Annotated in this window: 22 protein-coding genes and 1 other annotated feature; of the genes, 19 read left to right on the forward strand and 3 right to left on the reverse strand. The window is 28.3% G+C overall.

Annotated features, from left to right (window positions below; translation table 11 throughout):
• Positions 1-27: 27 nt before the first annotated feature.
• On the forward strand, positions 28-1,512 hold the full coding sequence (locus tag JW646_RS14185; protein WP_228415503.1) for an alanine/glycine:cation symporter family protein: 1,485 nt from the start codon (positions 28-30) through the stop codon (positions 1,510-1,512).
• 322 nt (positions 1,513-1,834) lie between these two features.
• Positions 1,835-3,112, forward strand: coding sequence for a serine--tRNA ligase (serS, locus tag JW646_RS14190; RefSeq protein ID WP_148556238.1), 1,278 nt, complete (start codon positions 1,835-1,837; stop codon positions 3,110-3,112).
• Between the two features lie 47 nt (positions 3,113-3,159).
• On the opposite strand, the gene JW646_RS14195 is transcribed toward serS, so the two are convergent.
• On the reverse strand, positions 3,160-3,468 hold the full coding sequence (locus tag JW646_RS14195) for a DUF1540 domain-containing protein (protein WP_074915216.1): 309 nt from the start codon (positions 3,466-3,468) through the stop codon (positions 3,160-3,162).
• A 467-nt stretch (positions 3,469-3,935) separates the two neighbouring features.
• Between JW646_RS14195 and JW646_RS14200 the strand changes: the two genes are divergently transcribed.
• The 7 genes from JW646_RS14200 (at position 3,936) to ileS (ending at position 11,416) form a co-directional block, all read left to right on the forward strand.
• Entirely contained in the window at positions 3,936-5,003 is a 1,068-nt protein-coding gene (locus JW646_RS14200; RefSeq protein ID WP_187359177.1) for an HlyD family efflux transporter periplasmic adaptor subunit, read from the forward strand.
• A gap of 25 nt (positions 5,004-5,028) precedes the next feature.
• Positions 5,029-5,724 (forward strand): YggS family pyridoxal phosphate-dependent enzyme, encoded by a 696-nt coding sequence (locus JW646_RS14205; protein ID WP_148556240.1) that lies wholly within the window; start codon positions 5,029-5,031, stop codon positions 5,722-5,724.
• Positions 5,725-5,747: 23 nt separating this feature from the next.
• On the forward strand, positions 5,748-6,218 hold the full coding sequence (locus JW646_RS14210; protein WP_074915220.1) for a cell division protein SepF: 471 nt from the start codon (positions 5,748-5,750) through the stop codon (positions 6,216-6,218).
• 19 nt (positions 6,219-6,237) lie between these two features.
• Positions 6,238-6,498 carry a YggT family protein gene (locus JW646_RS14215; RefSeq protein ID WP_074915223.1) on the forward strand — a complete coding sequence of 87 codons (261 nt, stop codon included), beginning with the start codon at positions 6,238-6,240 and terminating at the stop codon, positions 6,496-6,498.
• Positions 6,499-6,511: 13 nt separating this feature from the next.
• On the forward strand, positions 6,512-7,297 hold the full coding sequence (locus tag JW646_RS14220) for a YlmH family RNA-binding protein (protein WP_228415504.1): 786 nt from the start codon (positions 6,512-6,514) through the stop codon (positions 7,295-7,297).
• A gap of 11 nt (positions 7,298-7,308) precedes the next feature.
• A complete protein-coding gene (locus JW646_RS14225; protein ID WP_074915228.1) occupies positions 7,309-7,851 on the forward strand; it encodes a DivIVA domain-containing protein in 543 nt (180 codons plus the stop codon).
• 75 nt (positions 7,852-7,926) lie between these two features.
• Positions 7,927-8,152: a binding site (T-box leader), on the forward strand.
• 150 nt (positions 8,153-8,302) lie between these two features.
• Positions 8,303-11,416, forward strand: a complete 3,114-nt coding sequence (gene ileS, locus JW646_RS14230) for an isoleucine--tRNA ligase (RefSeq protein ID WP_074915231.1) — start codon at positions 8,303-8,305, stop codon at positions 11,414-11,416.
• 39 nt (positions 11,417-11,455) lie between these two features.
• Here ileS and JW646_RS14235 read toward each other — a convergent pair whose 3' ends face one another.
• Positions 11,456-12,052, reverse strand: coding sequence for a TetR/AcrR family transcriptional regulator (locus tag JW646_RS14235; RefSeq protein WP_074915233.1), 597 nt, complete (start codon positions 12,050-12,052; stop codon positions 11,456-11,458).
• A 185-nt stretch (positions 12,053-12,237) separates the two neighbouring features.
• On the opposite strand from JW646_RS14235, the gene JW646_RS14240 reads away from it, so the two are divergent.
• The 10 genes from JW646_RS14240 to JW646_RS14285 all read left to right on the forward strand — a co-directional run bounded on the left by JW646_RS14240 (position 12,238) and on the right by JW646_RS14285 (position 21,434).
• Positions 12,238-13,083, forward strand: coding sequence for a DegV family protein (locus tag JW646_RS14240; protein ID WP_206924082.1), 846 nt, complete (start codon positions 12,238-12,240; stop codon positions 13,081-13,083).
• A 133-nt stretch (positions 13,084-13,216) separates the two neighbouring features.
• The gene (locus JW646_RS14245) at positions 13,217-13,921 is read left to right on the forward strand and encodes a 5'-methylthioadenosine/adenosylhomocysteine nucleosidase (RefSeq protein ID WP_074915238.1); all 705 of its coding nucleotides are present in this window, start codon (positions 13,217-13,219) and stop codon (positions 13,919-13,921) included.
• 179 nt (positions 13,922-14,100) lie between these two features.
• Positions 14,101-14,583 (forward strand): DUF5665 domain-containing protein, encoded by a 483-nt coding sequence (locus tag JW646_RS14250; RefSeq protein WP_083399241.1) that lies wholly within the window; start codon positions 14,101-14,103, stop codon positions 14,581-14,583.
• Positions 14,584-14,599: 16 nt separating this feature from the next.
• On the forward strand, positions 14,600-15,091 hold the full coding sequence (locus JW646_RS14255; RefSeq protein WP_228415505.1) for a TraR/DksA C4-type zinc finger protein: 492 nt from the start codon (positions 14,600-14,602) through the stop codon (positions 15,089-15,091).
• A gap of 21 nt (positions 15,092-15,112) precedes the next feature.
• Positions 15,113-15,889, forward strand: a complete 777-nt coding sequence (locus tag JW646_RS14260) for a polysaccharide deacetylase family protein (RefSeq protein WP_074915242.1) — start codon at positions 15,113-15,115, stop codon at positions 15,887-15,889.
• Between the two features lie 100 nt (positions 15,890-15,989).
• Positions 15,990-16,442, forward strand: coding sequence for a signal peptidase II (lspA, locus tag JW646_RS14265; RefSeq protein WP_228415506.1), 453 nt, complete (start codon positions 15,990-15,992; stop codon positions 16,440-16,442).
• Complete coding sequence (locus JW646_RS14270; RefSeq protein ID WP_148556246.1) at positions 16,442-17,353, forward strand: RluA family pseudouridine synthase; 912 nt, start codon at positions 16,442-16,444, stop codon at positions 17,351-17,353. The genes lspA and JW646_RS14270 overlap by 1 nt, the downstream gene beginning before the upstream one ends.
• Before the next feature lie 242 nt (positions 17,354-17,595).
• Positions 17,596-18,126 carry a bifunctional pyr operon transcriptional regulator/uracil phosphoribosyltransferase PyrR gene (gene pyrR / locus JW646_RS14275; RefSeq protein ID WP_074915248.1) on the forward strand — a complete coding sequence of 177 codons (531 nt, stop codon included), beginning with the start codon at positions 17,596-17,598 and terminating at the stop codon, positions 18,124-18,126.
• 36 nt (positions 18,127-18,162) lie between these two features.
• Entirely contained in the window at positions 18,163-19,401 is a 1,239-nt protein-coding gene (locus JW646_RS14280) for a uracil-xanthine permease family protein (RefSeq protein WP_074915250.1), read from the forward strand.
• A gap of 110 nt (positions 19,402-19,511) precedes the next feature.
• Entirely contained in the window at positions 19,512-21,434 is a 1,923-nt protein-coding gene (locus JW646_RS14285; RefSeq protein ID WP_074915253.1) for an AAA family ATPase, read from the forward strand.
• 41 nt (positions 21,435-21,475) lie between these two features.
• On the opposite strand, the gene JW646_RS14290 is transcribed toward JW646_RS14285, so the two are convergent.
• The gene (locus JW646_RS14290) at positions 21,476-23,239 is read right to left on the reverse strand and encodes an Rqc2 family fibronectin-binding protein (RefSeq protein ID WP_228415507.1); all 1,764 of its coding nucleotides are present in this window, start codon (positions 23,237-23,239) and stop codon (positions 21,476-21,478) included.
• Positions 23,240-23,373: the final 134 nt, after the last annotated feature.

Here is a 23,373-nt window from a genome sequence, read left to right on the forward strand (position 1 = left end):
ATAAATTTTATTATTAGGAGGGGTTTTATGGAAACCATTGTTAAAGCAGTCAACAATGTGGTATGGAGTAATTGGCTAGTTTATTTATGTCTAGGTGCAGGTGTTTATTTTTCTCTTAGAACAAGATTCTCTCAAATTAGAAATATCAAAGAAATGGTACATTTATTATTCTCAGGTGAAAAATCTGAACAAGGTATTTCATCTTTCCAAGGTTTCTGTACTGCACTAGCAGGACGTATAGGAACAGGAAATATAGCAGGTGTTGCAACTGCTATTGCTTGGGGTGGTCCTGGTGCATTGTTTTGGATGTGGGTAATAGCATTCTTAGGAGCAGGTTCAGCATTTGCAGAATCTACATTAGGTCAGCTATATAAAGAAGAACACGAAGGTCAATACTGCGGTGGTCCAGCATACTATATAGAAAAAGGTTTTGGACAAAAAGGCTGGTCAAAAGCTTATGGTATGGTATTCGCAATAGTTACTGTTATAGCAATAGGTATATTATTACCAGGTGTTCAATCTAACTCAATAGCTGTTGCAGTAGAAAATGCTTTTGGTGTTAATGTTACAATAACTGGTGTTGCATTAGTTATATTAGTTGGAATAGTTATATTTGGTGGAATCAAGAGAATAGGTTCTGCTGCAGAATTTATAGTTCCATTTATGGGTGGAGCATATATATTAATGTCTGTAATAATAATAATAGTAAATATTGGGTACTTACCACATGTATTAGGTTTAATATTTAAATCGGCATTTGGTGCAGAAGCTACGTTTGGTGGTATACTTGGATCTACTATAGCTTGGGGTGTTAAGCGTGGAGTTTACTCAAATGAAGCTGGTCAAGGTACAGGACCACAAGCATCATCAGCAGCTGAAGTATCTCACCCTGCAAAACAAGGTTTTGTTCAAGCATTTTCAGTTTATGTAGATACATTATTTGTTTGTTCAGCTACTGGATTTATGATATTAATGACTGATAACTATACTACTTTCAATGCTGATGGAAGTATTTTATTCAATGCAGGAACAGAATATACTGTTAAACAAATAGGGCCTGCTTATACTCAAGGTGCAGTTAATACTTTAATACCTGGATTTGGTGCAGCGTTCGTAGCTATAGCATTATTCTTCTTTGCATTTACTACATTGATGGCTTATTATTATATAGCTGAAGTTAACTTAAACTATATAGTTAAAAGGGTGACTGGTAAAGGAAGTATAATGGCTACACATGGTTTAAAATTAGTATTACTTGGTATGACATATTATGGAGCTGTAAAGACATCAGATCTTGCATGGGCAATGGGTGATATAGGTGTTGGACTTATGGCATGGCTAAACATAGTAGCTATTTTACTATTATCTAATATAGTTATGAAGTGTTTTAAAGACTATGAAAGTCAAAAGAAATCTGGTAAAACTAGTGAAGATATTACCTTTGACCCAGTACCGCTAGGAATTAAAAATGCTGATTTCTGGGAAAATAAAAACAAGCAAAAAGTTGACTAATAGAAATTGAATTTTATTAATTATAAATGTAAATAAATAATAAAAAAAGATGGTTCTTTGTTTATAAAGAGCCATTTTTTTATATTAATACAAATTTTTTTTATTTTTTAGAATAATATGTGAAATAATTAATATTATTGGTTATAATCTTATATATAATAAAGTAAAAATATGAAATTCATTATATAGAAGTTAAATTATTTGACAATATAATTTATAATGCTTAAAATATAGTTAAAATGGATTTATTATACTTTATGTTTTATATTTCTCAGGGAATATACATAATTCAATTTGTACATAAAATGTAGGAGGAAAGAAAATGTTAGATATCAAAAGGATAAGAGAAAATCTAGAAGATATTAAAAAAGCAATGGACAGAAGAGGAGAAAAAGAATTTGACCTTGATGCTGTTGTTGAACTAGATGATCAAAGAAGAGAATTATTAAAAGAAGTTGAGACGTTAAAAAGCGAAATGAACGTTGAACAAAAGAAAATACCTCAACTAATGAAAGAAGGAAAAAAAGAAGAAGCTGAAGCGGAAAAAGTTAAGCTTAAAGAATTATCTGAAAACATAAAGGTTTTAGATGAAAAAGTTAAAAAAGTTCAAGATGAATTACAATATAGATTACTTAGAATACCAAATGTTCCAAATGAAAACGTTCCTCAAGGGGACACTGATGATGATAACGTAGAAGTTAGAAAATGGGGAGAACCAAAACAATTTGACTTTGATTTTAAAGCTCATTGGGATGTAGGAACTGACTTAGAAATATTAAACTTCGAAACTGCAGGAAAAATAACAGGTTCAAGGTTTACTTTATATAAAGGTTTAGGAGCTAGACTTGAAAGATCATTAGTAAACTTCTTCCTAAATACTCATACAGAGAAAAATGGATATACAGAAGTTTTACCACCATTTATGGCCAATAGAACAAGTTTTATAGGAACAGGACAACTTCCAAAATTTGAAGAAGATATGTTCAAAATAGAAGGACTAGATTATTTTTTAATACCAACAGCAGAAGTACCTGTAACAAACATACATAGAGATGAAATAGTAAGTGCAGATGAATTGCCAGTAAAATATTGTGCATATACTCCTTGTTTTAGATCAGAAGCTGGATCAGCAGGTAGGGATACTAGAGGGCTAGTTAGACAACATCAATTCAATAAAGTTGAATTAGTTAAATTCACAAAACCAGAAGAATCTTATGAAGAACTAGAAAAATTAACAAATGATGCTGAAATGATGTTACAAATGTTAGGATTACCATATAGAGTTGTGAGAATATGTACAGGAGATTTAGGATTTACAGCTGCATTTAAATATGATTTAGAAGTATGGATGCCTTCTTACAACAGATATGTAGAAATATCTTCTTGTTCAAACTTCGAAGATTTCCAAGCTAGAAGAGCAGGAATAAGATTTAAAAGAGATAAAAACTCTAAAGCTGAATACTGTCATACATTAAATGGTTCAGGTCTTGCTGTAGGTAGAACTGTTGCAGCTATACTTGAAAACTATCAGCAAGCTGATGGTTCAGTAGTAGTACCAGAAGTATTAAGACCATATATGGGCGTAGATGTTATAAAATAATTTTATTTAAATAACAAAAAAGAGAGATTAATATCTCTCTTTTTTTATTATTTACATTTAAATGTTTCGCATGATGAAAAATGAGAATTAATCATAACGCTATCTGCACTGCAACGTGTTTTATTATTGTAAATGCAACTATAAGCTTCACAAATGATATTCTCTGGTGTTGTATATCCACCTACTTCTATTGCGCTAGTAAAATACCCCACACTATCTGCAAAATATGTTGAACAAGTAGTTTCAGATGTTTTTGCTGCAGAATTGCCTCTTACATTTATGTAACCAGCACGACAATATTCATCGTAATTATGAGCACAGTTAGTAGCTTTACAATATAGTTTTTTTTCAGACATATTATTTCCTCCTAATAAACACTTCATTACTTTATTTTTATCCAAAGAAAAAAAAGTATGTATTAAAATATATCATTTTGTTTGAAATATATTTTAATAATATTGTTTAGAAGTGACCATATTGCATTAGATAGTAATGAAAGATAAGTCAGAAAAATGCAATTTCATTACATTGTTTGTGCATATAATCGGAATAAAGTTAACGTCATTAAATAAAAACATGTATAAGTTTATAATGAACAAATTACAACAAAACTTGATATAGGGTTTGTTTTTGTTTCTAGTATAGTTATGATTTGTGAAACAAAATTAAGTTTTTGAAAGAAAAAAGAAGAAATTTGCATATAAGATAAAGATTAAAAAGTAAATCTATTTATATATTAAGAAGGATTTAAATAATATTTAAAGAAATTATAAATAAATTACTTTTTAAATAAGAATATTATTTAGATACTGAGGTGAATCCATTGAAAAAAATAAAATATTCTAGACTTTTTATACTAGGAGTATTTATATATTTAATATTTAAAGGAATATCTTTAATAATAGGATTAAATACATCTGTACTAGTATTAAAAGATGATTCTTATACTATGAAAACAAAGGAAAAAGGTATTGTAATAAGAGACGAACATTTAATAAAAAGTGATACTAATGGAACTTTATCTTTGTTGGTAAATCGTAATGAAAAAGTTCAGAAATCTCAGAATATAGCTACTGTATATAATAATAATATAGATGAAGGAATCAATGAAGAATTAAAAAAATTAAAAGACGAAATCAAAGATTTGGAAAGTGAAAACAATTCATTAAAAGCTGGGATATTATCTGTGAAAACAGAACAGCTGAATATATTAGAAGAAAAAATTAAATCTAATTCTACTAACTACTCTGCAAGTGAATCAGGGGTTATATCTTACAAATATGATAATAATGAAAATAAATATGGAAGCAATTCTTTGTCTAATATTACTAAAGAAGATATAGATAACGCAAGTAACAATTATATACCAACTTCAGCTGAGGGTGAAAAAGTAAAACAAGGTAGTATTATAGCCAGAGTAGTTAATAATAATGATTGTTATATGGCGTTTGTAAGAGAAGATAATAAGTTGTTTAATGAAGGTGATAGTGTTAAAATTGAAATTAAGGATAATGAAATAAATGGTGAAATATATAAAATATGTAAGAAGGATAATTATTCTATTGTAATAGTTAAATTTACGCAACAAAATATTGGAATTTATGATACAAGAGTGGAAGAATTTGATATAATATATAAACAAATGGAAGCTTTAAGAATACCAAAAAAATCTTTAGTGAAAAAAGACAATAAAAAAGGTGTATATGTAATAAACGAAGAAAATAATAAGCCTGAGTTTATAGAAGTTAAAGGAATTTCTTTTGAAGACGATATTTATATCTATGTAGACTTTAGAAGTAATGAAGCTAATGGAATAAATACGGTTAAATTACATGATAGAATCATTTTAAAGCCAAATTTTATTAATAAAGGAATTGCAAAGATTAACTAGTAAAACTAATAAGAAGGTGGTAATTATGTCAATTAAAGATAATATAATATCCATTAAACAAAATATTGATAATATAAGAAAAGAAAGTAATAGACAAGAAGACGTGAATTTAATGGCGGTTACTAAAACTGTTGATGTAGATAAGGTTTTAGAGGCTATAGATGCAGGAATTACAGATATAGGTGAAAATAAACCGCAAGAATTAGCTAGAAAATATGAAATTATTGGTGATAAGGTTAGATACCATTTAATAGGAACTCTACAAACTAATAAAGTAAAGTATATAATTGATAAAGCTTATATGATTCACTCCTTAGACAGAATAGCTTTATGTGAAGAAATTCAAAAAAGAGCTGAAAAAATAGACAAAAATATTAATTGCTTAGTTCAAGTTAACATATCAAAAGAAGAAAGCAAACATGGACTTGAAGAAGAATCTGTAATAGATTTTGTTAAGAATGTATCTGCTAATTATAAAAATATACATATTAAAGGTTTAATGACAATGGCACCTTTTATAGATGATGATGAAGAAATAAGAAAAGTATTTAAAAGTTTAAAGAATTTATCATTGAAAATTAATGACTTAAATTTACCAAACGTAGAAATGGATACTTTGTCTATGGGGATGAGCCATGACTATAAAATAGCTATAGAAGAAGGAGCTACAATTATAAGAGTAGGAACTTCAATATTTGGTCAAAGAAATTATAATAAATAGAAAATATTAGGGAGGAATATAAAATGAGTGAAGGATTTATAAAGAAGTTTAAAGATTGGATGTCAATTGATGAAGAAGAATACGATGGAGACGATGAAGGATATGATGGTATTCAAGAAGAGCAAGATCAAGAAGAACCTAAATTAGAAGCTGCTAACTCTCATGTAACAAGAAGCAGCAAAGTAGTTAATATACATACTAATAGTCAAATGAAAGTGGTAATTGCTGAACCTAAAAAATATGACGATGTAACGATAATTGCTGACCATCTAAGACAAAGAAGAGCGGTAATTGTTAACTTAGAAAGTGTTGAAGAAGAGCCAGAACTTAAAAAATCTATATACTATTTTATAAGTGGGGCAGTTTATATATTGGATGGAAGTATGCAAAAAGTTTCTAAGTCGATATTTATATTAGCACCAAACAACGTGGATATAGATGCAAATATAAAAAAAGAATTAGAAAGTAAAGCATTTTTTCCGTGGCAAAAATAATATATAAAGGAGAAAAACCATGCAAATGATAGCCGTATTGCTTATTAAGCTTTTAAATATACTAACTTGGCTTATTATAATACAATGTTTAATGTCTTGGTTTCCAGGAGCTAGATATTCAAAAGTATATGAAATATTAAGTATGTTTACGGAACCTTTAGTAGGTCCTATTAGAGAAGTTTTATTTAGATACATAGATATTCCAATAGATTTTTCCCCAATAATAGCTTTCTTTGTAATATCTATTGTGCAAAGATTGATTATGAGCTTGGTTTGGTAGAATAGACAATAAAATGGACAAGTTAAAATTAACAGCTCACATTAAAGATATAGACTTAAAAAATAAGATGTTTAGGATAATTGACAAAGCAAATGGCTCTTTAAAAAATTATGATGTAAGATTTAGTGATTTTCTAAATCCATTTGAAGTGGAAAGTGCTAAAGCTATTTTAAATGCCAATGATGACCTAAGATATACAGTTGATGGTGGATACGATGAAAGTGAACGAAAAATAGTATTTATTTATCCATTTTACATGGACTATGAAGATATAAATGAAACCTTGAGATTTATACAAATTGAAGGAAATTTTAAATTTAAATCAATCAGTCATAAAGATTATCTGGGTTCTTTGTTAAGTCTAGGTATAAAGAGAGAAAAAATTGGAGATATAATTATACATGAGAACTTTTGTCAGGTAATAGTTACATTTGATATATGTGATTTCATTTTAATGAACTTAGAAAAGGTTGCTAGGAATAATGTAAAATTGAAAGAAATTTCTAGGAAAGAGGTTGTTTACAATCCACCTAATTATAAAGAAATTAACTTTACAGTTTCTTCTAGTAGAATAGATTGTATAATAAGTGGTTTATATAATATATCAAGGCAAGAAAGTGCTAAGTTAATAAGTAATGAAAAAGTTCAGGTAAATTATGAAAAGATCACATCTTGTTCAAAAGAAATAAAATCAGAGTCTTTAATATCTGTCAGGGGAAAAGGGCGATCACAAATAAATAATATTGGCAGTTTAACAAAAAAGGGAAAAGTAAAAGTTCAAGGAAAATTATTATTGTAGGAGGAAAATATATGATAACTCCAATGGACATAGAAAATAAAGAGTTTAAAAAGGGATTTAGAGGATACCATGAAGATGAGGTTGATGAATTCTTAGATAAAGTAAAAGAAGATTTTGAAAATCTATATAGAGAAAATTTAGATTTAAAAGAAAAAATTAAATTATATCAAGAACAAGTGAGCAGATATAAAACTATAGAGAAAACTTTAAATGATACTTTAATTACTGCTCAAACGGCAGCTAAAGATACTTGTGATGCTGCAAATAAGAAGGCAAAAATAATAGTAGAAGATGCTGAACTAAAATCTAAACAAATTATAGAAAATTGTAAAGAAAGAATAGTAGTCTTAACAAAAGAGTATGATGATTTAGTTAAAGAGTTTAAAATTTTTAGAAATAAATTCAAGTCTTTAATTCAAGATGAAATGACAAACATAGACGAGATATTTTTTAATGTAGATGAGCACTGTAATGAATCATTCAATATGATTGATTTGCCTGAAGATGATAATAGCATTTTAGCAGAGGATGAAGTTGCGTCATCAATGGAATAATAAAAATGTTTAAATAATAATTATGTTGACTGAAAAGAGAAGTTATTGTATACTTTAAGAATATAATTATATATTAAAAAAGCAATGATGGAGAGAGTAAACTTTTGGATATTTTACAGAGAGTTGGATAAGCTGAGAACCAATGTATTGAATAAAGTTGAAGATCACTCTGGAGCTGCAGGCTGAAAGATTTTAATTGATTAAGCTGTGCCGGTTAGTGCCGTTAAACTATAGAGTGTTATATATACTTTTAAGTGTATGTAGAACTAGGGTGGTAACGCGATTTCAACTCGTCCCTTTTATTAGGGGACGGGTTTTTTTATATTCAAAATACCATATTTTTAATTAAACTAACCGAAGTTATAAATATTCGAATTGGCATTTAAGTCAATAAAAATGGGAATAATTATATTTTATACTAAATAAATGATTAAGAAAGGGTGAACTTAACATGGCAAAATTTAAGCCGCTAGTGGATTCTTCAGTAAAAGATGCTGAGAGTCAAGTGTCAGAATATTGGAAACAAATAGATATACTAGAAAAAACATTAGAAAAAGGACAAAATGATCCTAGCTTTGTATTCTATGAAGGTCCTCCAACAGCAAATGGTAACCCAGGGATACACCATGTTGTTGCTAGAACTTTAAAGGACTGGGTTTGTAGATATAAAACAATGAGTGGATATCAAGTTAAAAGAAAAGCTGGATGGGATACTCATGGTTTACCAGTAGAACTTCAAGTTGAAAAAGAATTAGGTTTAACTAATAAACAACAGATAGAAGAATATGGAATAGCTGAGTTCAATAAAAAATGTAGAGAGTCAGTATTTACTTACGAAAGTAAATGGAGAAACATGACTGAAAGAATGGCTTATGAAGTTGATTTAGATAATCCATACATAACATTAGATAATAACTATATAGAATCAGTTTGGTGGATATTAGATAAATTCAATAAAGAAGGATATATGTATGAAGGACATAAAATACTTCCATACTGTCCAAGATGTGGAACAGGTCTCGCTTCACATGAGGTTGCTCAAGGATATAAAGAAGTTAAAACTAATACAGTTGTAGCTAAGTTCAAAAGGAAAGATGCTGAAAATGAATATTTCTTAGCTTGGACAACTACTCCTTGGACTCTACCTTCAAATGTTGCATTAACAGTAAATGGACAAGTAGATTATTTAAAAGTTAAAAAAGATGATGAAATATACTATGTTTCAAAACCTTTAGCTAATAAAGTTTTAGGAGAAGGAACTTATGAAATATTAGAAGAAATGAAAGGTGCTGACTTAGAGGGCGTTGAATATGAACAATTAATGCCATTTGTAACTACTGATGAAAAAGCATTTTTCATAACTTTAGGTGATTATGTAACAACTGAAGATGGTACAGGTATAGTTCATACTGCTCCAGCATTTGGAGAAGATGACTATAACTTAGGAAGAAAATACAACTTACCAGTACTTCAACCTGTTGATGAAAGTGGTAAATTCACAGCTACTCCATGGGAAGGCAAATTTGTTATGGAAGACGGTTTAGACGTTGAAATAATAAAATGGTTAGCAAAAGAAAATAAATTATTCTCAAAAATAAAAGTAGAGCATAATTACCCACACTGTTGGAGATGTCAAACTCCACTTGTATACTACGCAAAACCAAGCTGGTATATAGAAATGACAAAACTAAAAGATAAATTAATAGAAAATAATAATGGTGTTAACTGGTATCCAAAATTCGTTGGTGAAGGAAGATTTGGTAACTGGTTAGAAAACTTAAATGACTGGGCAGTATCAAGAACAAGATACTGGGGTACTCCACTTAATGTATGGAGATGTGAATGCGGTAATAAACAGTCAGTAGGATCTAGAGAAGAATTAGCTGCTAAAGCAATAGAAAATATAGACCCAAAAACTGTAGAACTTCATAGACCTTATGTTGATGATATACATTTAAAATGTGAATGTTGTGGTAAACCAATGACAAGAGTAACAGAAGTTATAGATTGTTGGTTTGATAGTGGTGCAATGCCATTTGCTCAACATCACTACCCATTTGAAAATAAAGAAAACTTTGATCAATTATTCCCTGCAGATTATATATGTGAAGGGATAGATCAAACTAGAGGATGGTTCTATTCTTTACTTGCTATATCTACGTTTGTAACAGGAAAGGCTCCTTACAAGAATGTACTTGTTAATGACCTTGTTCTTGATAAAGATGGTAAGAAAATGAGTAAATCTAGAGGAAATACAGTAGATCCGTTTGAGTTATTCGATAAATACGGAGCAGATGCTCTTAGATGGTATTTATTATACGTATCTCCACCATGGACACCAATAAGATTTGACGAATCAGGTCTTAGGGAAGTGCAAAGTAAGTTCATAGGAACTGTTAAAAACGTATATAATTTCTTTGCTTTATATGCAAATACAGACAATGTAAATCCTAAGGATTTCTTTGTTGACTACAAAGATAGACCAGAACTTGATAGATGGATATTATCAAGATTCAATCATTTAAAGAAAGAAACTGAAGAAAATTTAGAAATATTCGAAGTTAACAAAACGATAAGAAGTATACAAGCTTTCATAAATGACGATTTATCAAACTGGTATATAAGACGTTCTAGAAGAAGATTCTGGGCTACTGAGTTAACAGAAGATAAAAAAGCAGTATACAATACTACTTATGAATTATTAACTGAACTTTGTAGAATGATAGCTCCATTTGCGCCGCATCTTTCTGAAGAAATATACAGAGATTTAACTAATGAAGAATCAGTTCACTTAGCGTCATACCCAAGAGCTAATGAAGAATTAATAGATTTAGAATTAGAAGAAAAAATGGAAATAACTAAAGCGTTAGTTGCTTTAGGTAGGGCATCTAGAGAAGAAAGTAAAATAAAAGTTCGTCAACCAATCCAAAAAGTTTTAGTTGATGGAAAATATGAAGCTCAAATAAGTGATGTTGTAGACTTGATAAAAGAAGAACTTAACGTTAAAGAAGTTGTGTTTGCAGCTGATTTAAGTGAATATATGAACTACAGCTTAAAACCAAACTTCAAAGCTTTAGGACCTGTTTTAGGTAAAAAAATGGGAATGTTTGCTGGAGTTTTAGGAAAACTAAATGCTAATGAAGTAGTACCTAAGTTAGAATCTGGGGAAAAAGTAGCAGTTGATTTAGCTGGAGAAACATTTGAATTTGGTAAAGATGAAGTGCTAATAAATATATCTTCTAAAGAAGGATTCGATGTATGTATGGAAAATAACATATTCGTAATTCTAGATACAAACTTAACTCCAGAATTAATAGAAGAAGGATATGCAAGAGAGTTCATATCAAAAGTTCAACAATTAAGAAAATCTAATGACTTTGAAGTACTAGATAATATTGACATAAAATTCTGTGGAGATGATGAAATATCTAAGGCTATAAGTAATTTTGATGAATATATCAAAAACGAAACTTTAGCAATAGATATAGAAAGAGTAGAAGATAATACTTTAGAAGTGTTTGACTTAAATGGACATGATACAGGAATAAAGGTTATTAGAAAATAATAACTTAATATAATAAAAGAACTACCTCTTAGTTAATAACTATAAAGAGGTAGTTCTATTTTTATTTGAATAATCTATTAAGAATTTAGCTATTTCTACGTAAGGTATTTTTTCACTTTTCAAAAGAGCTTGTATTACTAGTCCATCTACTATAGACATTAATAAGAATGAAGCGCCTTTTGCATGTGATTTGTTGCTTATAATTTGCGTCATTTGATTTTCTAAAGTAGTTCTCCATTCAACATATTTAAGACCAATTCGCTCTCTTAATGCATTATTACCCATTATTGCTTCGCAAATTAAATACATATGAATTCTACCCGTACTTTCAATGTTTGAAATATTTTTAAGAACTACTAACACAAATTCTTCTGTAGTAAAATGAAAATTTATTTCTTTTAAACAATCCAATAATGCTTCTGATATTATACTTAAATGATTATCTGCTATGTCGAATATAATATCGTCTTTTGATGAATAATGATAGTATAATGTGCCTTTGCTTATGTTAACTTCTCTTGCAATATCTGCTAAAGAAGTATTATTTATGCCATTTTTAGTCATTAAATCAATAGAAGTTAATAAAATCTTTTCCTTCATGTTGTGATTTTGTTTGGTTCCTCTATCTAATTTCATATTATAAACCTTCCTAACTTTACTTATCTACACCTATTATAATGTCACAAAAAAATATTGTCAAACTACAAAAAACATTTTCATTCTATAAATATTGACAAAAATCTTTATAAAAGATAAAATATACTTACTGTTCGGTCAGTTGACCGATTTGATGTACAATATTTAAGGAGAGGTATTTTTGAATGAAAAATATTAAATTAATAACAGATGGTAGTTGTGATCTTTCTAAGGAAATTATAGAGAGTAGTAAAGTTGAAATAGTAGATGTAATGGTATCTTTTGGAGATAAAAGTTACTCAACAAGAACAGATATAACTATACCTGAGTTTTATGAAATGATGAAAGATTATAGTGAATTACCAAAAACATCATGTCCATCTCCTAATCAATTCTTAGATGCATTTGATTGTGAGGAAGACAATATTATAGTATTATGTTTAACAAGCAAATTATCAGGAATCTATAATAGTGCAGTACTTGCAAAAAATATGTATGAAGAAGAAAACGAAAGCAAAAAGAGAATAGAAATAATAGATTCTACTACAGGCTCAATCGGTCAAGCATTATTAGTATCAAAAATTGCAAATATGATAGATGAAGATAAAAGTATGGATGAAATAGTAAAGACTATTGAAAAATTAAAACATGAGTTAGTATTTTATGGAGCTTTACACACTTTAGAAAATGCAATAAAGGGTGGAAGAATAAATGCTTTAGCAGGAAAAATAATAGGTGCTTTAAACTTGAAAGCGATTGTCCATATTACTGATGGTTTAGTTAAGCCTATGGATAAAGCTAGAGGAGATAAAAACTCAATAAATAAAGTTATAGATTATATAAAAAATAATGTTAATAAAACAAGTGGAACTAAATTAGCTATAGGACATGCAAATTGCCCAGAAAGAGCTATGAAAGTAAAAGAAGTATTGGAAAATTATCATGACTTCAAAGAAGTTTATGTTATGGAAATAGGTCCATCTATGGGTGTTTATACATCAGAAGGTGCAGTATTGGTGGCAGTTATATAGATTTGGCTTCTTGACAAATTTATATATAAAACATATCATTAAATATATTGAAAATATCCGTTCTAATTTATTAGAACGGTTTTTTAATAATAACCATGTTATTATTAAAAATGCACGTAAATTAGGAGGAAATATGAAAAAAGTAGGAATAATCGGAGCTATGGAATTAGAGGTAACTACTCTAAGAAGCTTAATGAACATAGAAAAAACTGTTAAAAAAGCAAGTTTAACATTCTATGAAGGAAAATTAGAAGATAAAGAAATAGTATTGGTTCAATGTGGAATAGGAAAAGTAAACTCTGCATTATGTGCTCAAATATTAATAAGCGAATTTGATGTAAATGCCATAGTTAATACAGGTGTGGCAGGAGCTATACATTCATCACTAGATGTAAATGATATAGTAATATCAACAGAAGCAATACAATATGACGTGGATGCTAGAGCTTTTGGTTATAAAAAAGGTCAAATACCACAAATGGATAATTCTATATTTATAGCAGATGAAAGACTTGTAAATGCTGCATATGAATCTTCTCTTGCTCAAGTAAAAGGTAAAGAGTTTAAAATTGTTAAAGGTAGAGTAGCAACAGGAGATATATTTATATCTTCTAAAGAATTAAAAGAAGAGTTAGAAAATGATTTTAATGCTTATTGTGGAGAAATGGAAGGTGCGGCAATTGCTCATGCTTGCTATTTGAATAATATTCCATTTGTAATAATAAGGGCTATGTCAGATAAAGCTGATGGAAGTGCTAATGTAACATATGATGAATTTGTTATAGAAGCTGCTGAAAATTCAAAAGATATAGTACTAAAAATGCTAAAAGCATTATAGTAGATAAGGAAGCTAATTTGGCTTCCTTTTTTTATGTGCTGATAGATAAAATTAAATAATTAATAATAAAAAGGGAAAGACTAAGAAAATGAAAATTACTTAGTCTTTATTTTGTATTTTTAAAAGTTTTCTTCATATACTAAATTTGATGTTATGAAAATATAAAAGGATGTGGAATAATGAAGTTTAAAACTCGTATATCTGCAGAAAATCTTAAAAAATTTAAAAATAAAAAAGAAAATTTCAATGTTGAAGATAAAAACTATTTAGATATAGATGAGGCAGTAGAAGCCTCATACACAGAAAAATGTAAAAAGAATACTGAAGAATATGTAAGTATTGAAGATATCGATAGACTTATTAACGGAATGTATTTAAGTGATAATTCACAAAAAGAATTAGGTATTATAAAAAGATATTTAGAAAAACTAATACTAATAATCGAAAGAAGTAGAATTAGAGACTATATGTATTTGACAGATAGTAAAAGGCGATTATTTATTATTAATTTTATTGCTGGTGTGGGAAAGGGGTTTGGCCAAGCAATTGGATTTACAGTTCTTACGGCTATAGTGCTTGGAATGCTATTTAGTTGGGTAGATCTGCCTATTATTGGTAGGTACATAGCAAAATTATTAAACATAGTACAAGAATATAGATAAAAAATGAGGTGATATTATGGACTACAGAAAAAAATTAGAAAATGAAAAAACTCAAGTAAAAAAGACCATAAAGGAAATGGAAGATAATACTCTATTTGGTAATACAACTAAGCATACTAGTGAAAAATATAGTAGTGGAGAATTATCTAGCGTAGATAATCATATAGGAGATATAGGTACAGATGTATATATGAATGATATGGATAATAGTCTAATAAATCATGAAAAATATGTTTTAGATGAAATAAATGAAGCTTTAAACAAGCTTTCTGATGGTAGCTATGGTATTTGTACAAATTGTCACCGAAAAATAGAACAAGAAAGATTAGATATAATACCAGAAACTACACTTTGTTCTTCTTGTGCAAAAGAAATTATTACGCCACCGGATGAAAATGAACATTTTGATAAAAACCCACTTAATTCATATGACAATATGTATTATAGTGAGTATATTAAAGATTTAACTGACTTAAATAAAAATGATTTGGATGGAGAAACTGAATAAAATAAGTAAGGAGTGCTTTACGTGAGAAAGACTATTTATGCATTAATATTGGGTGCAATAGTTTTAATAGGTATAAGTATTAAGAACATATCTAATAAAGATATAGAAGTAGGTATGCTTGAAAAAACATCAAAAAATGATTATGAAGATTTAATAATTAAATGTGGCAATACAGATGAGAAACTTATTGCATTAACATTTGACGATGGACCTGATGAAGACTTCACACCACAAATATTAGACATTTTAAAAAAATACAATGTTAAAGCAACATTCTATGTTATAGGAGAGAAAGTTCAATACAATAAAAAAATAATAAAAAGACAATATGAAGAAGGTCATGAAATAGGAAATCATACATATACACATATAAATGTATCAAAAAATGGATATAACAAAATAAAAAAAGAAATTGGAGACACCCAAAGTGCAGTTAAGTCTGTAACAGGAATATATCCAAAAACTTTTAGACCACCATATAGAGCCATAAGCAAAGATATGTGTGACATAATAAAAGAAAAAGATATGAATATAGTACTTTGGTCATATGTAGATGCTAGGGATTGGGAAAGTCCAGGAGTATGTTCCATTGTTAAATCTATAGAAAGTGGAATACAAAATGGGTGTATAATATTGTTGCATGATTATAATAAAATAAGAGCTCCTAAGTCTCAAACTATAGAAGCTTTAGATATAATAATTCCAAACTTATTAGAAAAGGGATATAAATTTGTAACAATTTCAGAGTTAATAGAGCATTTAGAAAAGAATACAAATAATGAAAAGGCTCCTAATTAAATAATATCCAAGACAAAAAAGTATCTTATAGAAATTTGTTTCTTTAAAGATACTTTTTTTGTATAATAATAAGATGAGACTTGTTTAGGAGGATTAGAAAATGTATGAATTTATTGTAGCTATATTAATTGGGTTAGATCAAATAATAAAGTATTGGGCACTAAATTATTTAAAAGGAGTAGAAAGCATCCCTGTTATAAATAATATTTTTAATTTGACTTACGTAGAAAATAGGGGAGCAGCCTTTGGTATGCTTCAAAACAATCAAACTATTTTTGTAGTAGTTGCAGCAATTGCCTCTTGCTATGGTCTTTACTATTTACATACTAAAAATGTGAATAATCTTGGTAAAATTGGGATATTGCTAGTAATATCAGGTGCTATAGGAAATTTAATTGACAGAGTTAGATTAGGATATGTAATTGATTATTTAGATTTTCATATAATATGGAACTATGTATTTAATTTAGCAGATTGTTTTGTAGTAGTAGGTACAATACTACTATGTATATATATAATTACAAGTGAAGAAGATAAGAAGCAGGTGAAATAATGGACGAAATAAGAGAATTCTTAGTTCTTGAAGAAGAAGAAGGAGAAAGATTAGACGTATATTTATCAGGACAACTAGGAGATATGTCTAGAAGTTATATACAAAAAATTATTAAAGATAAAAAAGTCAAAGTTAATCACAAGATAGAAAAAGCAAAATACTTAGTTAAAGAAGAAGATAAAATAGTAATTGAAATTCCAGCTCCAAAATTATTGGAAGTTACTCCACAAAATATTCCTCTAGATATAGTCTATGAAGATGATGATTTATTAATAGTAAATAAGACACAAAATATGGTTGTTCATCCTGCTCCAGGTAACTACGATAATACTTTAGTAAATGCAATTTTATATCACTGTAAAGATAATTTATCATCCATAAATGGAGTGATTAGGCCAGGTATAGTGCATAGAATCGACAAAGATACTTCTGGCCTTTTGATGATCGCAAAAAATAATAAGGCACATAGCTCCTTAGCAGATCAATTGAAAGATCACTCAATAACTAGAGAGTATGAATTTATTTGTCATGGTGTATTTAAAGAAGATAAAATAACAGTAGATAAACCTATTGGAAGAAACCCAAAAGATAGATTAAAAATGGCTATAGTTAAAGATGGTAGAAGAGCGGTGACTCATTTTGAAGTAATTGAAAGATTTGAAAATTATACTCTAGTAAAAGCTACATTGGAAACAGGAAGAACTCATCAAATTAGAGTTCATGCAGCATCTTTAAATCATCCCCTTTTAGGAGATCCTTTATATGGTCCTAAAAATAACAAATTAAAAGTTGACGGGCAAACTCTTCATGCTAAGAAATTAGGATTTATTCATCCTAGTAAAAATGAATACGTGGAGTTTGATTCACAGTTACCAGAATACTTCCAAAAAATAATTAATAGAATAAAGTAATTAAATGTACAAAATATACTTGAAAAAGAATTGTTAATTATATATAATAGGGATAGTAATTAAATACCTTTAAAATGATACAGAGAGATCATAAGGCATGTAACAATAGAATTTTTTTATGTGGAAAAATACTAACTTCTTGTCTTAAGATAAGAAGTTTTTTTATGTACAATAATATTTCTTTGGAATTTACATGGTATTTAATAAAATTATTTAAATACAAAAATTTTAGGAGGATTCTTATGCAAAAGGCAAAAATAATGGATGAAAAAGCAATAGGAAGAGCAATAACAAGAATAAGTCACGAAATTATTGAAAGAAACAAAGGAATAGAAAATGTAGTGTTAATAGGAATTAAGACTAGAGGTGTACCCGTTGCAAGTAGAATAGCAGATAAAATTGAAAATATAGAAGGCCAAAGAGTAGAAATAGGTGAAATGGATATAACCCTTTATAGAGATGATTTAAGCAAGAAACAAATTGACCCAGTTGTTAACTCAACAAAAATAGATTTTGATATTACAGATAAAACAGTAGTATTAGTTGATGATGTACTATATACGGGAAGAACCGTAAGATCAGCTTTAAATGCACTTATGGATGTAGGAAGACCTAAAGCCATACAATTAGCAGTATTAGTAGATAGAGGCCATAGAGAGCTACCTATTAGAGCAGATTATGTGGGTAAAAATGTGCCAACATCAAAAACAGAAATAATATCTGTTAAATTAAATGAGTGCGATGCAGAGGATTCAGTTACCATAGAAGAATAAATCAACTATATAGTTAAAATCTTAGGGGGAAAATAAATGAAAAAAGCCATTTTATCAATACAACATTTGTTAGCAATGTTTGGAGCTACAGTATTAGTTCCACTGCTTACTGGATTTGATCCATCAGTTGCAATATTTTGTGCAGGAGTTGGAACACTATTATTCCATAAATGTACAGATTTTAAAGTGCCAGTGTTTTTAGGCTCAAGCTTTGCTTTTATATCAGTAATAAATCAAGTGGCAGAGACTTTTAATGGAGACTTATCTTATGCTCAAGGTGGTATAATTGTGGCAGGTCTTATATATGTAATTTTGTCCATAATAGTAAGAGTTGTTGGACCGGAAAAAGTTAAAAAATTTTTCCCGCCTCAAGTTACAGGGGCTATGATAATAGTAATAGGTTTAAATTTAATACCAACAGCTATAGATATGGCTAGTAATAATTTACTAGTTGCGTTTATAACTTTAGGGATGGCAGTAGGAATTAATAAATTTGCTAAAGGAAACATTAGACAATTTAGTGTGATAATAGCAATATTTGTTGGTATAGTAGCAAGTAAATTTGTTGGAATAACAGACTTTAGTGCAGTAGGTCAAGCAAGTTTATTTTCTATCCCAAATTTCAGTGCACCAAAGTTTTCACTTGAAGCAGTAATAATTATAGCACCAGTAGTTTTAGCAGTATTTATGGAACATGTGGGCGATATAACTACTAACGGTGCAGTTGTTGGGAAGAACTTTTTAGAAGACCCAGGCCTTCATAAAACTTTACTAGGAGATGGTATAGCAACTTTATTTGCAGGATTTATGGGTGGACCAGCCAACACAACTTATGGTGAAAATACAGCATTACTTGCCATAACTAAAAATTATGATCCTAAATTATTAAGACTTACTGCAGTGTTTGCCATAGTAATATCTTGTGTAGGTAAATTTGGTGCATTCTTACAATCTATACCAACAGCAGTTATGGGTGGAATTAGTATTTACTTATTCTCAATGATTACTTTTATAGGAATAAAAACTATAAGAGATAGCAAATGCTATAAAGAAAATGGAAACCTTTCGGTAATGTTAATAATATTAGTTATTGGCCTTACTACATGTTATGTAAAACACTTTACAGGAGTAGAAATAGGTATAAATATAGCTAGTAATGCAAAGCTAACAGGGCTTAGCTTAGCTGCCTTAGTAGGTATAATTGTTAACAGATTAATTAATTATAATGACTTTAAAAAAGAAGATAGAAATACAATAGAAGAGCTTACAGCATAAAATAATAAATTTTAATGTTAAATCACAAATTATATATATATATAATTTGTGATTTTTTTTATACTTATATTAATATAATTTATAGAATATTAAATTGGAGCGTGAATTGTATGAGGATATCAAGCGTGATAATAAATAATTACAAGTCAATAGGAACACAAAAAAATACATTGTTGTTAGAAGATGATGTTACAGCATTGATAGGTAAAAATGATAGTGGTAAAAGTAATGTGCTTGAAATCCTAGGAGCAATTTCTTTTAGTCACTATATATTAGATGATTTTTATAAGTTTAATAATGGATCTTTAGATGAAGAGTTATCTTTAGTTGTAGAACTTAAATTTACCCAAAATGAAATAGAACTATTAAAAGAATATAAGGATATTAAAAGTGATATTACTTATTTTTATTTTTCGAAGTATAGGGAAATTGAGTTCAAAGGAGGATATTCCAGATTATTTAATGAGGACATAGAGTTAATTAAATCAATTAATTATTTAAAAAGTGAACTGATGTTGTATTTGCATGAAAATTATTATGATAGTATGGACAGTGAATTTTTTAGTGAAGTGGCTAAATATGTTGGCATCTTGGAAAATATTGATAATACTATTTGGGTTAAGTATAAGAAGACACTTAATAAGTTGCTCTATATTCTAAACTCTTATGAGGGAGATTATATTTGTGTTAGTGAAGAAGATGATTTTTCTGACAATATACAAATGGATGATAAGTCCAACATGATTTATGATGAAAAAAGATATACTCTCATAAGACATTTAGAAATTGTTAAAAGTAAAATAAGAAAAAAATATTCACTTTTACCCATACTTTATCATAGAAAAAATGAAGAGGAATTGCAAAGTGAATATCAATTGGAAGAGGTAAAAAAACAAATAAAAGATAGAAGGGGAGCTTTATATAAATTTTTATTGGCAAGTGAAATAAATACACAGGAATTTTTACTTGCCATGGAGAATGATGACCATAACCAATTAGAACTATTTAGGAATAAAATAAAAGAAAAAGTTAAGTACAATATACAAAAAAGATTTAATGAATTTTATTGTGAAGAATATGTTCAAATTAAAATATCTTTCAAACATGATTTTATAAAAATACTTGTGAAAACAAATGAAGTTACAACTAATATTAGTGAAAGAAGTAATGGACTTAAATGGTATTTAAATTTATTTATAGATATTTTAGCAAATAATATAAAAGATACAAATGTAATTTACTTACTAGATGAACCGGGAGTATATCTTCACGTAAATGCTCAAAGAGAACTACTAAGGTTATTTTATGATTTGTGCAAAAATAATAATCAAGTAGTTTATTCCACTCATTCACCTTATATGATAGATTCCAATAATATTATAAATATAAGGGCAATAGAAAAGGATGAAAAAGGGAATACCAATATTTACAATACTGCCTATGATAATAAATTGAATAGCGTATCAAAAAGGGAAACATTAAGTCCACTAGTTCAAGCTATAGGTGCAGATTTAAGATTTAACATTGGGCCACAAGGAGAAAAATTGAATATTGTAACAGAAGGTATAACGGATTACATGTATTATACGGCAATGTTATATTATTTTAATGTACCAGAGGAAAAAATGCCATATATTATCCCCGCGGTTGGAGCAGGAAATGTAAATGTAATTGTATCAATATTAATTGGTTGGGGATGTGATTTTAAGGTAATATTAGACTATGATAAGGCTGGATTTGTAGAGTGTGATAAATTAATAGCAAACTTAAATTTGAAAATAAACGAAGATATATTTTTTGTAAATTGTAATGATACTTACGATAACAAGGATAAAGATATTTATAAATGTGCCCAGTTCGTAGAAACTCTTATTAGTGAGGAAGATAAAAATAAATTTAGTATAAATTATATTGACAATAAAACTATGGCAGCCAAAGAATTTTATGACAAAGTAAAATGTAAATCAGTAAATTTGAGTAATAAAACAGTTAGTAATTTTAGAAAATTATTTGAAATGATGGGAATTATATGATTTATCAATAAAAGGGCTTACATAATAAGCCCTTTTTATTGTTATTTCTTTAATTTTACTACTATTTCTTCTGTTGGAGTAACATAAATTGTGCTATTAGTTTCATAAATAACCATACCAGGTTTTGACCCACTAGGTTTTTTTACATGTTTTTTCATAGTGTAATCTACAGGAACTTGAGAAGACATTCTACCTTTGCTATAAAAAGCTGCAAGCATGGCAGCTTCATATAATGTTTCATCAGATACTTTTTTTCCTGCACATTTAACAATAACATGAGAGCCAGGTATATTTTTAGTATGCATCCAAATATCTTCTGGATCAGCAATTCTTAATGTTAAATAATCATTTTGTTTATTATTTTTTCCAACTAAAATTGTAAATCCATCAGAAGATGTAAACTGATTAGGCTTTGTGGTAAGGTCTATATCTTTTTTCACCTTGTATCTATAAGGAGCTTTAGCATATCCTAATTTGATTAATTCATCTTTAATATCTGCTAATTCATCCAGATTTTCGCAGTTTTCAATTCCAAGGATTATATTTTCCAAATACTCAATTTCCTCATTACAAATAGTAATTTGAGAAGTTAATTCTATTTTGGCTGTTTTTAACTTGCTGTATTTTTTAAAATATTTTTGAGCATTTTCAGAAGGAGTTAAATTTTTATTTAAAGGTATTGTGATATTTGAATAGTTTTCATCATAGAAGTTTGCTACTTCTATACTTTCCATACCTTTTTCTATCATGTATATATATGAAGTAAGTAATTCACCTTTTACTTTAAATTCATCAGCATTATCTGCATCTCTTAATTCTTTTTCTATCTTCTTTTGTTTATGATAAAGTCTATCTAATTTAATAGAAATACTTTTTCTCAAGTCCGAAGTTTTTTGATGAACTCTATCCTTAAAATCTTTAGTTTTATAGTAATCCTCAATAATTTGGGATATAGAATCATTTTTTATGAACTTGTTTCCTGTTAAGAAGGTAAGATCAATACAACTAAAATCAATTACTTTATCTATATCTTCATCTATAGCAATGCAAGGATCATAGTTGTCGTTTTTTATTTTAGTAAATAAATCAGAAAAAACTTTATATAAAATAGATAATTCATCACGAGTTTTATCTTCTGCTTTGTCATTAGGGTTTAAATTAGATCTGTAACAAATTTCTTTAGATACAGAAGGACTTATACCTAAAAATTTAGTGTAGATACCTTTATATATGGGACCGTCGAACTCTCTCAAAGTATTGATAAAACTTTTTATAGATGCTCCTTTTACAGGGTTAATCTTATCTTGTGCTGGTGGAAGTTCATAAGTCATATTAGGAAGCAACTGACGAACTCTACTTATACTAGGTGGAATTCTTTTTATAGAATCTATTATTTTGTTGTTTTGAGTTAAAATTATATTACTATGTCTTCCCATTATTTCAATATAAATATCTTTTGTTGTTTTTTCCTTTAATTCATCGAAAGATTCAACACTGATTTTTATTATTCTTTCAAAATCAACTTGAGAGATTGCTGTAACTATACCACCTTGTATGTATTTTCTAAATAACATGCAAAACATTGGTGCCTTTATTGGATTTTCTTTTTTATAATTATTGGCTATATAAACTCTAGGGTTTGATGCACTAGAACTTAATATTAATTTAAAGTTTTCTTTATTGTTTCTTATATATAAGATTAATTCATCATTTTCTGGTTGATGAACTTTATCAATTTTACCGCCTACAAGCTTTGAGCTAAGCTCGTATGCCAAGCTATGAATAACTAAACCATCTAATGCCATAATACTCTCCTTTCAAACATAAGTAATAAACTTATTATTACATATTATAACCAAGATGTGAATAGTGGGAACATAAAGTTTTGCATAAATGTGAAAATACAATAAAATTATAACTAAGAAGAAATGTTGGAGGT

The sequence above is a fragment of the Terrisporobacter hibernicus genome (assembly GCF_020809405.1).
Classification (GTDB): Bacteria; Bacillota; Clostridia; order Peptostreptococcales; family Peptostreptococcaceae; genus Terrisporobacter; species Terrisporobacter petrolearius.